At 41.2% G+C, this 14400-nt stretch carries 14 protein-coding genes and 1 pseudogene; 10 read left to right on the top strand and 5 right to left on the bottom strand.

Annotated elements, in window-relative coordinates; translation table 11 throughout:
• Nucleotides 1-7 precede the first annotated feature (7 nt).
• Nucleotides 8-1024 (top strand): IS110 family RNA-guided transposase, encoded by a 1017-nt coding sequence (locus tag AC3D28_RS09545; RefSeq protein WP_025612881.1) that lies wholly within the window; start codon nt 8-10, stop codon nt 1022-1024.
• Between the two features lie 325 nt (nt 1025-1349).
• Here AC3D28_RS09545 and AC3D28_RS09540 read toward each other — a convergent pair whose 3' ends face one another.
• Nucleotides 1350-2321: a GlxA family transcriptional regulator gene (locus AC3D28_RS09540; RefSeq protein WP_114323959.1), complete on the bottom strand. Its 972-nt coding sequence runs from the start codon at nt 2319-2321 to the stop codon at nt 1350-1352.
• Between the two features lie 96 nt (nt 2322-2417).
• Nucleotides 2418-3194 carry an MBL fold metallo-hydrolase gene (locus AC3D28_RS09535; protein WP_031817663.1) on the bottom strand — a complete coding sequence of 259 codons (777 nt, stop codon included), beginning with the start codon at nt 3192-3194 and terminating at the stop codon, nt 2418-2420.
• A gap of 559 nt (nt 3195-3753) precedes the next feature.
• On the opposite strand from AC3D28_RS09535, the gene gapS4a reads away from it, so the two are divergent.
• From gapS4a to AC3D28_RS09515, 4 genes are all read left to right on the top strand, one after another.
• Nucleotides 3754-4674: a GapS4a family protein gene (gene gapS4a / locus AC3D28_RS09530; protein WP_431193012.1), complete on the top strand. Its 921-nt coding sequence runs from the start codon at nt 3754-3756 to the stop codon at nt 4672-4674.
• Nucleotides 4667-5788 (top strand): GapS4b family protein, encoded by a 1122-nt coding sequence (gapS4b, locus tag AC3D28_RS09525; protein WP_053321080.1) that lies wholly within the window; start codon nt 4667-4669, stop codon nt 5786-5788. The genes gapS4a and gapS4b overlap by 8 nt, the downstream gene beginning before the upstream one ends.
• 214 nt (nt 5789-6002) lie before the next feature.
• Entirely contained in the window at nt 6003-6131 is a 129-nt protein-coding gene (locus AC3D28_RS09520) for a hypothetical protein (protein WP_488534623.1), read from the top strand.
• Between the two features lie 472 nt (nt 6132-6603).
• Nucleotides 6604-8817, top strand: coding sequence for an AAA family ATPase (locus tag AC3D28_RS09515; protein WP_114323961.1), 2214 nt, complete (start codon nt 6604-6606; stop codon nt 8815-8817).
• Between the two features lie 216 nt (nt 8818-9033).
• On the opposite strand, the gene AC3D28_RS09510 is transcribed toward AC3D28_RS09515, so the two are convergent.
• A complete protein-coding gene (locus tag AC3D28_RS09510) occupies nt 9034-9243 on the bottom strand; it encodes a helix-turn-helix domain-containing protein (RefSeq protein ID WP_047690150.1) in 210 nt (69 codons plus the stop codon).
• 106 nt (nt 9244-9349) lie between these two features.
• On the opposite strand from AC3D28_RS09510, the gene AC3D28_RS09505 reads away from it, so the two are divergent.
• From AC3D28_RS09505 to AC3D28_RS09485, 5 genes and pseudogenes are all read left to right on the top strand, one after another.
• On the top strand, nt 9350-9889 hold the full coding sequence (locus AC3D28_RS09505) for a hypothetical protein (RefSeq protein WP_114323962.1): 540 nt from the start codon (nt 9350-9352) through the stop codon (nt 9887-9889).
• A gap of 1 nt (nt 9890) precedes the next feature.
• Nucleotides 9891-11198 (top strand): annotated as a pseudogene (locus tag AC3D28_RS09500) (HipA domain-containing protein).
• 60 nt (nt 11199-11258) lie between these two features.
• Complete coding sequence (locus tag AC3D28_RS09495; RefSeq protein WP_114323964.1) at nt 11259-11468, top strand: hypothetical protein; 210 nt, start codon at nt 11259-11261, stop codon at nt 11466-11468.
• Nucleotides 11458-11655 (top strand): hypothetical protein, encoded by a 198-nt coding sequence (locus AC3D28_RS09490; RefSeq protein WP_114323965.1) that lies wholly within the window; start codon nt 11458-11460, stop codon nt 11653-11655. Before AC3D28_RS09495 ends, AC3D28_RS09490 begins: the two co-directional genes overlap by 11 nt.
• A gap of 13 nt (nt 11656-11668) precedes the next feature.
• Nucleotides 11669-12031 (top strand): HVO_A0114 family putative DNA-binding protein, encoded by a 363-nt coding sequence (locus AC3D28_RS09485; protein ID WP_114323966.1) that lies wholly within the window; start codon nt 11669-11671, stop codon nt 12029-12031.
• Between the two features lie 340 nt (nt 12032-12371).
• On the opposite strand, the gene AC3D28_RS09480 is transcribed toward AC3D28_RS09485, so the two are convergent.
• Together AC3D28_RS09480 and AC3D28_RS09475 are read right to left on the bottom strand one after the other, a co-directional pair.
• Nucleotides 12372-13736, bottom strand: coding sequence for a TrkH family potassium uptake protein (locus tag AC3D28_RS09480; protein ID WP_114323967.1), 1365 nt, complete (start codon nt 13734-13736; stop codon nt 12372-12374).
• 1 nt (nt 13737) lies between these two features.
• Entirely contained in the window at nt 13738-14391 is a 654-nt protein-coding gene (locus AC3D28_RS09475) for a potassium channel family protein (RefSeq protein WP_025787165.1), read from the bottom strand.
• Between the last annotated feature and the right edge of the window lie 9 nt (nt 14392-14400).

The raw sequence follows: 14400 nt of genomic DNA, 5'->3' as shown, positions 1-14400 counted from the left end.
TGCCATCATGTCGGCAATCAAAGTTATTGGAATCGATTTAGGTAAATCTACTTTTCATCTAGTTGGCCACGACTATAGTGGTCGTGAACAATATCGGCACAAATTATCTAGAAGTAAATTACTACAGTTTATCTCTGTGCATGAACCAACATTGATAGCAATGGAGGCTTGCTGTGGTGCTCACTGGCTTGCAAGAAAATGCCAAGAATATGGGCATCAAGTTAAGCTGATTCCCCCTCAATATGTTAAGCCATATGTGAAGAGTCATAAGAATGATTTTATTGATGCAGATGCTATAGCCGAAGCTGCGACCAGACCAAGAATGCGCTTTGTTTCACCGAAAACTGAACAAGCACAATTAGGAGTAGTTATTCGCAGGATTAGAACAGGCTATATTCGAGAGCGAACGGCAACGATGAACCGTATTGGTTCTATCCTTACTGAGTTTGGCTTCAGCTTTCCACGCGGGCATGCGAATATGAAGCGTCTTTTTCAATGGTTGGCAGATACAGGGCAGCCAGTTCCTTCTTTACTAGTCTTTGAGTTACGAGATCAGCTTAGTCATTACAATGATCTTAATGACAAAATTAAAGAGCAAGATAAGAAGCTGGAAACTCTTAATCGTGACAATGAGTTATTTACTATATTACAAACCGTACCAGGCATTGGACCTATGACAGCTTCTTGTTGCCTGTCTTCCGTCTCCGACCCTAAAGACTTTTCCAATGGCCGTAACTTTGCAGCTTGGCTAGGGTTAGTACCATTTCAATATTCAACAGGTGGAAAGCCAAGAATGCTAGGGATATCCAAGCGAGGTAACAAAGAACTTCGTGAGCTTTTTATCCATGCAGCTAGGGCTGTTTTATGGCGAGATGAAACTGCTCAGAGATACTTTGGCTCGTGGCTTACAGACTTAAAACTTCGAAAGCCTTTTAATGTTGCTTTAGTAGCTTTAGCCAATAAGTTAGCGAGGATAGCTTGGTCTGTTATGGCTACGAAGAAACCATTTGAAATAAGAGTATAAATCAAGTTTGCATATGAAAATGAAAGATGACAAAACGGTTAGACCACCAGATTGAAGACCTTGTGGACAGAACAGCGACATAGAACGCTTTCTCATTTTTGAGGACAATCTGGCGCGGATCTCATCGTAGAGCTGGGGCTATGTAGCATGTAGGTGTCCCCAATTAGACTCTGAATACATTAGCGCAAACCAACTCCGTTATTTGAATTTTTCACTTGCAAAACGGGGCGTACCATACATTAATGAGCTACGCTAACCTCTCTAATAATCGGAATTGACATGAGGAAATGTATGGCAAACCTTAGTTGGAACGCTGAATATTTATCTAAGGCTGTTGGTGGAACGTTTTCCTCCATCGGTTAGGGGTTACCTCATAACGCTCTTTAAATTTATCTCTGAAAATGAGAATTGAGCTAAACCCTGTTTTTGCGACAATCTGTTCAATAGACAAATCTGTAGATTCAAGTAGATCCTGAGCCAAGTTTAGTCGCTCAGCCGTCAGCCATTCTCCAAATGACATACCTGTAGCTCTATTAAATTTTCTCGTAAAAGTTCGGCGGGACATCATCACTGAATCTGCTAGCTCATCCAGTGAATATTTTTGATTGATATCACGCCTGATATTGTCCATTAATGCATTGATACGTGAATCAGATGTCGTCACAGGTATAGGTTGATCGATAAACTGAGCTTGCCCACCATCTCTGTATGGAGGCACAACCATTCTTCTTGCTACTCGGTTCGCAATCGTACTGCTGTAGTATTTTCGGAAAACATACAGACAGCAATCGATACCTGCGGCAGTACCTGCTGAGGTTATCACCCCGCTATCTTCAACATATAAGGCATTCGTATCGAGCGAAATTTCTGGAAAGCGTTGACTAAAATCCTGTTCTAATTCCCAATGTGTCGCAGCTCGTTTCCCCGCTAATAAGCCAGCATAAGCGAGAACATAACCACCAAGACATAAACCGACAACCAATGCGCCTCGGGCATGAGCACGACAGAGAGCATTGAGCAACTTTTCATTAGGGCGCTCGTCAATTGTTCTCCAATAAGGTACAACGATGATGTCGCAATACTCTAGGAAATCAAGCTGCGCCTCTGTATGAATTTCCATACCGATATCAGATAAAATCGGTCCTTCCTCTCCAGCGACAAATTTAAGCTCGAAAAAAGCTTCATTAAGGGTATCTCTTCCAAACACAATGCTAGGGACAGAAATATGAAACGGGCTAAAGCGATTGAAAACAACAACAGCAACGGAAGGAATTTTATGGTTTTCATTGAGATACATAGTTCGTTTCCAAAGTAAAATGCACAGAGCAATGTTAGTACGCTACTCTGTGCGGTTCATAAACGCAGGCCATAGGTTTGCTTTATGACATCAAAACTAGATTATCACTGTTTCACCATCTTCTGGAACAAACACAAAATCGCTAATCATATTTGCAGCTGCGTATTCGCGCATTTCTTGAGTAGTCACCAATACATGGTTAACCGCCCCCATATGAGTCGCAACGATTTTCGCTTTAGGTAGCACTTGGTGTGTTTTGAGTACATCTTCTTTACCCATAATAATAGGACCAAAGCCCAGTACATGCGCCCAACCTGTATTGAGAATAACGACACCTGGTTGTTCTTTTTTCATGGTTTCTTCTACACTTGGAATCCAAATCGTATCACCAACCACATATAACTTTTCTTCATCGGCATGGGAAAAAATCACGCCTGTCACTTCACCCAAAATTTCAGCCATTTGATCATGTTGGAATGCTGCATCAGAGCCATGCTGGCAGACTGTACGTGTAAATGAAATACCGTGATATTCAGTCTCTTCAGAGAAGATTTTAACGTTGGTAAAACCTTGTGATAGAAGAATAGTTTCATCACCTTCGTGCTGTACAAAAATCAATTTATCTTTAGGTATCGCATTCACCGCTGTTTCATCCCAGTGGTCTGGGTGAGTATGAGTTAGAAGAACAGCGTCCACATTGATGATGCTTTCAAGAGGCAGAGGCAATTCAACTGTTGGATTGCGTAAGTGTGAATTTGCTGTTCCTTCAAATCCAGGGTAAGTGCCTTTTGGCGCTAACATTGGGTCAATAAGGAATGTTTTACCTGCATAATCGATGACTTGTGTTGCATTGCGAATTTGTGTGATTTTCATAATTGTGCTCCAGTATTGCTGTGTTTTGCTGTAATGGAGTCATTTTATGCAATAGGATAGACGCTCAAAAGTGGCTTAAAGGACACATAAGGATACTATTGGGACAAAAATTTGTTCTTGGAATTAGTTGTTATTAGATAAATTGAGGGAAACTAATAGAAACCATTTTAGTGTTCAACAACTGACGTAACACCGTTTGGGGCAAAACATTGCTAGCGATGATCACCGCTGATAAGCCTTTGGACAACACCTTAATAGAGGCTTTGCTAATTTAGCTGCATTTAAAGGGTTAAGAGCGGTATTGAAAATACTCTAATCTGATGGCCAAATTCACTCATCCATTGAACTAAGATCTATCTAATTTTGAAAATCAAAATGTCGCTTAACGACGTGTCCAAACTTGCTGGTGCAGATCATTCTGGTTGATAGAGGGTGAAAGGGCTTATTTTCTTCTTTCTCTCTATCCGCAACAACCGTACGAATTACCATCACATAATTAATTCAGGTCCATAGTCTAATACATTGAAATAACATAGAATAATGTGACTATTATTCAAAGATGCGTAATGTTATGGGTGAGTTTTCAAAGTATGTTGGTGAAGTAGGCGAAGGGATTGTCAATGACTTCCTTATCTTGTTTAGATGGAAGAACATGTGCAAAAACAAGGAATTACCTTGTTGTACTCCTGCTCATAATAAAAAGACCCACGGGATTGACTCGCTTTTTATCTATAATTCACCATTGCAGAAGCAATCACTCGTAAGTGTAGTGGTTTCAACAAAATACTCGTCTAAACCTTATGATAAGGTTAGTACAACTTTTGGTTCACATTTCAGGGACATAGCCCATACCGTGGAATGCTATGGCAAGTCTCGTCTTAAAAGAGATTTAACCAAGGGGTTCAAAGGCAGCTCTCGCAAGGACGATGTAGGTGTTCTATTTTACATCAATAATGATAACAGTGGGACAAAAGACGACATCAAGCAGGACATAGCCAAGCGTCGAATTGGTGGTGATTTGAAGTTCAATACCATCCATGTGATTGACAATGCAAGAGCAGACTTCCTGTATGAATCACTGAATTTCATCAATAATAAATACTCGTCCTATGAGTTCTTCTGTTTAACGACATCACTAAATGTAGCAGCAAATAACCAGACAAACCACTCGCCTATAATGCCTGTCGAGTACATCACATCACCAATCATTCCTCTATCTGTATCAACCGATTCAGGCAAGAAGTTCGTAATGCTATGTGATTTTGCATTCACACAAGAATCTCTAGTGCTTGTCTACAAACTTGCACGTAAGTTGTGTGCTGAGTTTGCCAACCATTATGAAATCTATTTCCAAAACTACAACTCACTAGAGCATGACCCTATCCGTGATGAGGTCAAAATGTCCTCTGAGTCAGAAGCAGAAATCGAGCTATTCGTTGGAACCTACAACAAGAGCTTTAGGAGCGAAGTTAATGGCTGACACCAATTTCATACCGTGGGGTGAGAACCTGAAAGGCTTAGTTAGCCAAACCAAGTGTACCGCTACGATAATCAATGACATTCTGCGAGAACGTGGTGTATTCTGTTCATCCTCTGAGAAGGTTAACACTGTACCAAACTTGATTAAGTCACTACTTAGTCCAGCAGAATCATACGAGTTACTAAACGGTATCAAGACCAAAGAGAAGCTAGATAAGGTCAACTTTCGTAGCTATGAGGTTAAGCAAGATAGTGACCTTCTTGATTTGGTAAGTGGGTTAATGGATACCGATGACCTTCAATCCAATGATTACGTAAATTATCAGATTTCCGACTTTAATGACTTCACATCCCTAGACGGAACAAGTTCTAACTCCCTCATACTTGATTTCGAGGTCTGCCGTAAGGACATCCTTGATGATTGGTATGAATCAGAGAAGTTCTTCAAGGGTTCGGTTGAAATCAAGAAAGGCTCAGATGACAACAAAGCCATAAGCATGAGTGTTAAATTGAATCACTCATCACCTGAAACTAAAGAAGTTGCGGATAAAGTCATCTCTATCGTAGAAAAGTCCCTTATTGAAGATGGTGTGATTGACGAGCCAAAGCAAGGCGGTCGAGTTCTCTTCGATGACTTTACTAACGAGAACAGGATTAATTTCTTGAACTCTCTTGCTTCTCAGCACACTGGTTACGACTTCTACCACACGAAGATTGATGATTTCAGCTTCACCCCAGATAAGGATTTGGACACAAAACACCTCAAGCAGGATACCAACCTTCTTGAGAAGGACATCAACAGACTCCGCGTATCAGGTGATTTAGAAAAGATTATTACGGTGAAGTGGAAGCACATTCACCCTTACATTAAAGCGACTAAGGTAGTCGCCACCTACACTATTGACCATAAATCCTATTCGGGTGAATGCAGGGTCTCTTACGAGTTTAGTGACTACAACAAAAGGAAGTTGATTAACCCAGAGTTGTGCATCAACTTTGTCAATCTAAAGCTCAAAGGCGCACCACCATCTGTTATTCATAACGTCCAGTCAATCATCATGAGAGAGATTGAAACCCGTAAGAATGAGTTACTGGCAAAATACAAGAAGCCATAAGCCCCAAATATAAAAAAGGGAGGTGATTAAGCCTCCCCATCTTATTGAACAAAAATTACACAGCACGCTTAAATACTGGTAGAATGTACAGGCATTTTGCAAATCACATTAACAACCCAGAGGTGACATTATGGGAAGAAAGCGTGTAACTACTACTCAAGAATCTAGTAGCGGAAGAAATACCAAGTTTCGTGACAATTACACTGGCGAAAGTATGACTAGAAGTCAGTTCGTTAAGAAGATTGAGAGTGGTGAATATTCCAAGTACCACGTAAGAGAAATCAACGGTGTTAAAACTCCAGTATCAAGCCCAGACCCAAGCAAAGACAATAACTTGGACTAATCAACAACCTGTAGGGAATGGAGTCCCTAGCATTACCCCACCGTTTTCTTTACACGCTGCACTAACTAACACCCCACAGCCTAGCTTTCAGCGAGCTTGAAATTTTTCTTATTACGACCAGCTTGAGCACTAACAACGCGTGCCTGACGTAGTAACGTCAACTGCCCAACAAGCGTGTCCTCAGTAGCCTTACTATGTATTTAATCACTAACTCTTCATGCCCCATCAGCAAGCCTCTGGACACTTTTGAGTTACGAAGTGCCAACTGTGAATGTGATCAGCCTGGTATGAGTAGGGACAGTTCCGAGTTAGGGATTGTGGTTGAATGTGGCTATATCGAATAAGTAGAGTTTGGGGAGATTCATCTTCAAACTCGATTGCTATTCACCGATAAGCGATATATCAAATAAGTTGCATTGGCAAGCGCTTAACACGTAGTACAATACCCTGGTCTTTTCTGGGGGGTATATGCATGTTTAAAAACATAAAATCGATAAAAAATTTCGGTATTTTCAAGGGTGCTAAGACTAATGCTGGTCAGCCTTTCTATCAATTCAATCTGTTCTATGGCTTTAACTATTCAGGGAAGACAACATTATCAAGAATCTTCCGTGCGATGCAGTTAGGTGAAATGCCTGAAGGGTTTGAAACTGGTTCGTTTGAAATTGATCAGCATGAAAACATTTCAATCAAAAGCAACGCGATCAAAAAGGTTGAGAACCTACGTGTATTCAATTCAGATTACATAGCAAAGAACGTTAATTTTGATGAATCAAGTGTTAGCCCTGTTTTGATTGTTGGTGAACGCAATATCGACTTAGAAAATGAAATTCAAGAACTTGAAGCAGCTATTCCTGACAAAGAACAAGAATACGAAAACAATTTAAAATCAGCAACTTTTAAAGAAAAAGAAAAGAACATACGACTTGCAGCCGTTGGTCGCAATGTCACAGACTTAAATATTCTTGGCAGATCGACCTTCAACGCAGCAAGTGTAAAATCAATGCTTAGTGGTGCAACCGCTGAACATAAACTAACGCCAGAGCAATTAGGTGCGTTCATAGATACAGCAAAAGCCACTGCCGTTGCTAGTGCGCCTAAAGCAGTAATTACTGTTCCTGATATGACAACTATCTTCAACGAAATCGAAGATATCTTGCGTACGTCAGTTACACAGATAACCATTGCTGAATTAGATGCAGACAAGAAATTAAGGGACTGGGTTGAAGAAGGTATTGAACGTAACGAAGGTCACACGACTTGTCAGTTCTGTCAAAGTCCTATTAATCCAGCACGGTTAGATGAACTAAATACATACTTCTCAAAGGCATACAAAGATTTAAGTCAGCGAATTGATTCTGCTATTGCTTCGGTAAAAGCAAAGTCATTAATTTCCAGTATTCCTAAAACTAGCCAGTTGTATCCTGATTTACAGGCAGGATTTGATGATCTTAGAAATGAAGTTGAGCCACTGAATGAATCTTTTGATGCTGTAAAGCTATCACTAATTGATTTGCTGACCGATAAAAAAGAGCACATGGCTGAAGATGTCCCCTTCAGTGCTTCAGATTATCCGTTGCCAGATGCAACAGAGTTACTTGAGAAATTCAATATACAAATCAAAGCACATAACGAAAGAGCCTCTAATCATTCAACTGAACAGCGGCAAGCCATTGAAGCGATCAAGCGTCACTATGTCTATCAAGAGACGCAGGATTACGACCACCCAAAAGCAGCAATAGATATAAAAGCATTTCAAGATGCCGCTAAAATATTGCAAGCTGACATCACTGTTATGGATACACGTGCCGCTGTCATCAAAGCCGAACTGAATAATACTAAGCAAGGCGCCCAAAGTCTTAATGACAACCTAAGACAGTACTTTGGCAAGACAGATATTGAAATTAAGCCGATTGCTGGCACTTACAAGTTCATGCGTGAAGAACGAGAAGCCAAGCACTTATCTGATGGTGAACGTACGGCTATTGCCTTTGCGTATTTCATAACGCAGCTTGAAGATGAAGAACTGAAAGATGTTAAGCCAATTGTGTATCTGGATGACCCCATCTGTAGCCTTGATTCAAACCACATTTACAACGTTCTTGGGATCATTAAAAGTAAGCTGAATCATGACCACGTAGAACAGCTTTTTATATCTACGCATAACTTTGAATTCTTCAATCTAGTGAAGATGTGGATGTCTTACTATCGTGCAAATGAAGGCAATCAGAAACGTTCGCAGTACTTCTTAATTAACCGTAAAGGCGATCATTCGCAAATTGACCAGTTGCCTGATTTATTGAAGAACCATAGGTCTGAATACGCTTATCTAATCAGTAAAATCAAAGAAGCTGTCACCCAACCACAAAACTGTGACGCTATTGCTGTTCAATCGTATGTCAGAAAGATAATGGAAGTGTATTTTTCGTTTAGGTTTAACCTGAATGATTTCAGAAAGCAAGGGACAGATTATATTGCCCCTAATTTATTGAAAGGTATTGATGACGCAGAAGTGAAGGCAAACGCCTTGTATGAGTACATGAATGAAAAATGCCATGCGAAGTCGATGGAGCTTGGTACGCAACTTCCTGAAGCCGTACAGCCACAATTAGCGGCTATTTGGAACATAATCTGCACTGCTATTGAAACGAATGATAAGCCACACTATGACGCTTATTTCGCTTGATATATTCTTCGAGTTTTGAACTCAACCTAGAGTCAGTGATTCCTTCGCTGACTCTATTAGCTAATACGCTGTAGCCAAAAAGCAGAGAGTAGGGAAGAGATTGCCCCATGATTTTTCGTGGTCATTGAACTCTCCGCAACATAGCTGTGAAAAACAGCCCTATCCCTAAAATAAACTCCAATCGATTCAGTCCGAACTGCATACAAACCTAACTCACTAAGGCAGAAGTTCCTTCACATCACAGCCCAAGGTCTCCGCAATCTGATACAACTTCTCAACTGTGATATTAACTTCACCGCGCTCAATGCGTCCCACATAACTTCTATCTATCTCTGCGAACAACGCGAGTTTATCTTGAGTTAACCCTTTGGCTTTCCTCATTTTTGCAATGCGTTTGCCCACAAGTGCTGCAATCTTCTTGTTCATGTTTTTTATTTATGAAATTAATTTGCTGAACAATTACACACTTGCGGCATATAACTCCACGGATTATAATCCTCAAAATCATCAATAAAGGCCGTTTTTGGAACACATGAAGGTAAAGATCAGAAAAGAGTTATTTCTCGCCATTTATTACAATGAACACTTCTCTGCCAATGACTTAAAGTCCTTTCCAATAGACTGTGATGAGAAAGAATACTTATCAGATGAATACGTCGAAAAAAAATTGAAGGAAATGTCGTTGATCGGAGCAGTGCTCTCGTGCGGTTTCGATAAGCATGGTGACGAAGAATTTTCCAAAGGTTTTATGTTTAACCATATCGACTGGGAGGTCGTGGATTACGACAACTACAGTGAGGACTCCAACTGCCTTTCTTTCAAAAGAGAAAGTCTTTTGACGATTTTGCAAGATAGACAGTCAGAGCTGTCAGAGTCCTATTCTCTTCATAAAAGGACATGGAAGCATTTCAATCGGTTGTGTGCTCAACACTCAGAACTTCGGCTGTGTTTAGACGAGTATATATCCGAGTATGATAATCGTAGACTGGATCTCAAAGCCGAAATGCAGGCAGTAGAAAACGCAATTACCTTCTACAAAAACACAGCCCACCCAGTAGAAAGTGGGAACTAATTTGCACAATCTTATACTTTACGCACATGCTACAAACAACAACATGCTCGTGGGGCAGTTTGTCCAACAGTCGAAGACCAACGTATCATTTTCATACTCTGATGAGTGGTTAGCATATGATTCAGCTTTCCCTATTTCGTTAAGCCTACCGCTCGTAAGAGGAGAATGCTCAGCATTTAATGCACTGAATTTTATAAACAACCTCCTTCCTGACTTAACGAGTGAGCGATTAGAACTTGCTCGCTCAATAGGTGTGCAATCTGTCGATGCTCTCACTTTACTCTCTAAAATCGGACACGACTGTACAGGAAGCATTTCGTTCACTGACTGCAAGGAGCCTCCCGTTGTAGGATGGGAATATTGAGAACTATCTATAAGCCAATTAGATGAAATCGTTACTCAGCGTAAGTCATTTCTTCCTTTTTTTGGTGATTACCGTCCGTGTATTTCAGGGACACAACCCAAAACAACGCTAATGAAGTTGAATGACAAGTGGTATGTACCACAAGGAAAATCAATCAGTAGCCACATTATCAAGTATTCGATGGGGGCGATTGCACAAAATAACTCAGTGCTAGATATGAGAAGCAGTGTTGAGAATGAATTCATTTGTGCTCAAATTGCCAAGAAGCTTGGTTTTAATGTACCTAATGTGGAGATAATTACTACCGCGTCAGGAGCTAAAGCCTTAGCTGTAGAGCGGTTCGATAGATGTTTTAGTAGCAGTGTCGCGTCTCGTAGACATCAAGAAGATTTTTGCCAGATTTTCGGCGTTCCTGAAAATAAAAAGTATCAATCGGAGAACCAACTGGGCACTTCTAAGATTGCTGATTTTTTAACTGCTTCTACAAAAGGCCATGAAAATACTCGTGATTTTTTTAAGTTTATGATTTTACAGTACCTTCTTGGGGCAACTGATGGGCATCTGAAAAATTTTTCGGTGCATATTGATTCCAATGGATTCCATCAACTCACACCATTCTACGATTTACTGTCTGCATATCCTGCTGTAGGTCCTAAAGGATTAAATAAGAGAAAACTAAAGTTATCGATGGGTCTAAAAGCATCCAAAGGATATAAATACCATATCAACAAAATTTGCTTACGACACATAGAGCAAACCGCTATTCAGTTCGGTATTAGTAATGCTGAATGCCATGAAATCCTTTCTGCCTTTCTCGCTCAATTTAGTAGCGCACTTAGCTCTATAGACAATCGATTTCCTGAAAAGGAGTTTTCGCTAGTAAAGGACGCAATATTTCAACATGCCACTAAGATCGTCGAAAAGTTAAACAGATCAATTAAGTAAACATCTCGGGTAACAATTATTGCCCATTTTGTAAACATACTCGTTAGCAGTGAGGGAAAGATGGCTGAAACCACAACCAATGGAAGTAACACGACTCTTGATTTGAAGCAGTCTTTCGCTCTGCTAAGTGTCGATAAGAACGGTATCGTAACGATGAAGTTTGGTGATGAGGTAATGGTTTTTATGAACGACAAATGCCCAGCAATTGCTACAGATTTGTTAAAAGTGATCGCGTCAATAAAAACGGGAGCAGCTAACAATGGAACGTGAGGAAGATAAGAGTAATGAGCTAACAGAACCTTCTTGTGAAAACCTGAGCGTAGCTCGCTTTTTAGCCTTGCTCGAAAAAGACATCGAGCAGCATACAGACAAATTAGTTATTCCTTCTCACGAAATGAAAGATGAATTGGGCGAGGTCGTTGGAGACTGTTCAGTCGATCTAGATGGCGACTATTAGGAGTGAGGATGGTATGAAAGCAACAATCGGCATTCTATCAGAAGAGCTTGCTCGTAAGCGCATGATTCGGATTGCAGAAGGAAAAGTGACGTCTAAAGAACCTTATCCTCAATTTTTGTTTGAGTCACTGGCAGCTCTTTCACAACTGTTGTCTAACGAAAATGTTGAACTACTGAATTTGATTGCTCGCGAAAAGCCAAACAGTCTTGATGACCTTGCTGAAATGAGTGGGCGTAGTATCAAGGATGTTACTGATACTTTCGAAGCTCTTTCATCTAAAGGTTTTGCTTGTATAGAAACGAAGGGTGGTCAATCTCGACCAATTGCGTTGTTTACAACATTCGAAATCGTTATGGGCAGGTCCCTTTTACTTTGAATTTTACTTTGAATCGCTAACTCACAATTGAACTAAAGTGAGTTACGCTGAATTCCCAATATTTATATCAAACTGTATTGTTCCTACGTTTACGACTTAAGCCGATATGTGAGATATCTTTTTACCACAGTAAGAACAGTACCGTGCGTTACCATCAGGATCATGGTGCAATCCTCTTGAACAATTGAATTTAACCCAAAGCGCCCTTCTTAAAATACGCCAGTAATAATACATAGTCATACCCTAGTCATCGTAAATAAGGCTTACTATTGTTGATGACATTGCTTTAGCTATTAGTTCGTTAAACCTGCATTCACTTCCTTGTGTTAGCCTTGAAAACTCATCCAATGGCTAATTTTGTCTCCGCAAAACGCAGTTTTTTCTGGCGTGGGCTGGCTAAAAAGTACGCCAAGGTTAATGGTCCCAATCTTCCCATATACATCATAAATATGATAATGAGTTCACCCGATGCGGAAAGCTGACCTGTTAAGCCACGAGATAACCCCACCGTACCTAATGCAGAAACCGCTTCAAACACGACATCAATCATCGGGGCATTTTCCGTCAAGAGTAATGCAAAGATGGCTAACCACGTCACTACAACCGAAATCATCGTCAGTGCAAGAGCTTTGCTGATCGTCTCTTTTGCGATTTCACGTTTAAACACATGGATTTGCTCATCACGACGTAAGTAAGCGTACGTCGATAAAATCAATACCATAAAGGTGACAACTTTAATGCCACTTGCGGTACTTAACGAACCACCACCAATGAACATAAGCACTAGAATAATTGCCGTTGTTGCATCTTCGAGTTGGTCAATCGCGAGTGTATTAAAGCCTGCGGTTCTTGGGGTTACCGCCTGAAACCAAGAAGCCAGCCACTTACCGAGTTCGCTGAGTGGCGCTAAGGTGTTGGGGTTATCACGCTCGATTAGGTAGATGGCTATCACTGCCACGGCATTGATAAGCACGGTTCCCGTTATCATCATGCGGCTATAAACCGTCAGCTTTGACCACCGACGGTTTCGCTTTAAATCCATCCAAACCGAAAAGCCTAACCCGCCAATGATAAATAGTCCTGTAATGGTCAGGTTAACGACGGGGTCATCCACATAAGGCATTAAGCTATCAGCACTTAAGGCAAACCCTGCATTATTAAACGCACTGATGGTATAGAAAAAACCGTGAAATAAACTGGTTGCCCAGCCAAGCTCATCGCTCCAATACCAGGTCAATATGGTCATCCCAACCAGTTCGACGGTCAGAGCAAACATCAACACGGATTTAGCGGTCGCAACAAGCGTTGAGGAGTCGGTTTGATTAAATGCTTCTCTTGCGACGGTACGCTCTAAAAAGCCGATTTTCCCTCCCAAAGCAATCAAGGTCACAATGGCAAAGGTCATGAGTCCGAGGCCACCACACTGAATGAGTAAAGCGATGACAACTTGCCCAAATAAGGTGAACTGAGTGCCTGTATCAACCACCACTAGCCCTGTCACCGTTACGGCTGAGGTAGCCGTGAACAAACTCTGTATCCAAGTGATAGGCTCATGAGCCGCAATTGGCAGTTTGAGTAATGCCGTACCCACCAGGATAAGCAGTAAAAAGCTGCCACTTAAAATCAGTGGCGGCGCACCAACTATTTTTTTTCCTGACTTGGGTTTCCGTTCTATCGGCGTGATAGAGGGGTGCCACAATACCATGTCACACCAACCTTGGAGCGAGGTATTTTAGCTCAGCGCGAGTGCCGCACAACAGAATGATATCATTCGCTTTCAAGACAAAATCATGACCAATCTGATTGAGCACGTCTTGTTCACGTTTGATAAGAACCGTTTGCACACTGCCTTTGGCATCACCAAGAATTTGTCCAATCGGTGTGTCGTGTAACGATGCTCTGATGTGAATTTCAACCACATACAAGCCATGACCTAAGGACAAGTAGTTATTCACCATAGGGTAGTTTAGTGCCTGAGCGACACGCACGCCCATTTCCTCTTCTGGATGGATAATACGTTGAACGCCAAGTTTCGACACTATGGTGTGATGTGCTTTGGTACTGGCCTTAACCCAAATCTCTTTAACACCGAGATTTTTCAATGCCAAGGTGCAAAGCAAACTCGACTGCATGTCTTCCCCAATCGCTATCAATACCGCTTCACTGTTGCCAAGATCTAACTCACGTAGCGCATTTTCATCGGTGGAGTCGCAAATTATGGCTTGCGTTAACTCCTCGACATATTTCTCAACGATTTTTGGGTCGCGATCAACGCCCGTCACGGTGTGTCCGAGATGGATCAGTTCAAGACTGGCCGCGATACCAAAACGCCCAAGTCCAATGACAGTAAAATGTGCCATGACAATACC

Source organism: Vibrio sp. TAP-3B (assembly GCF_057784735.1).
This window is presented reverse-complemented; position numbering and strand designations above follow the sequence as displayed.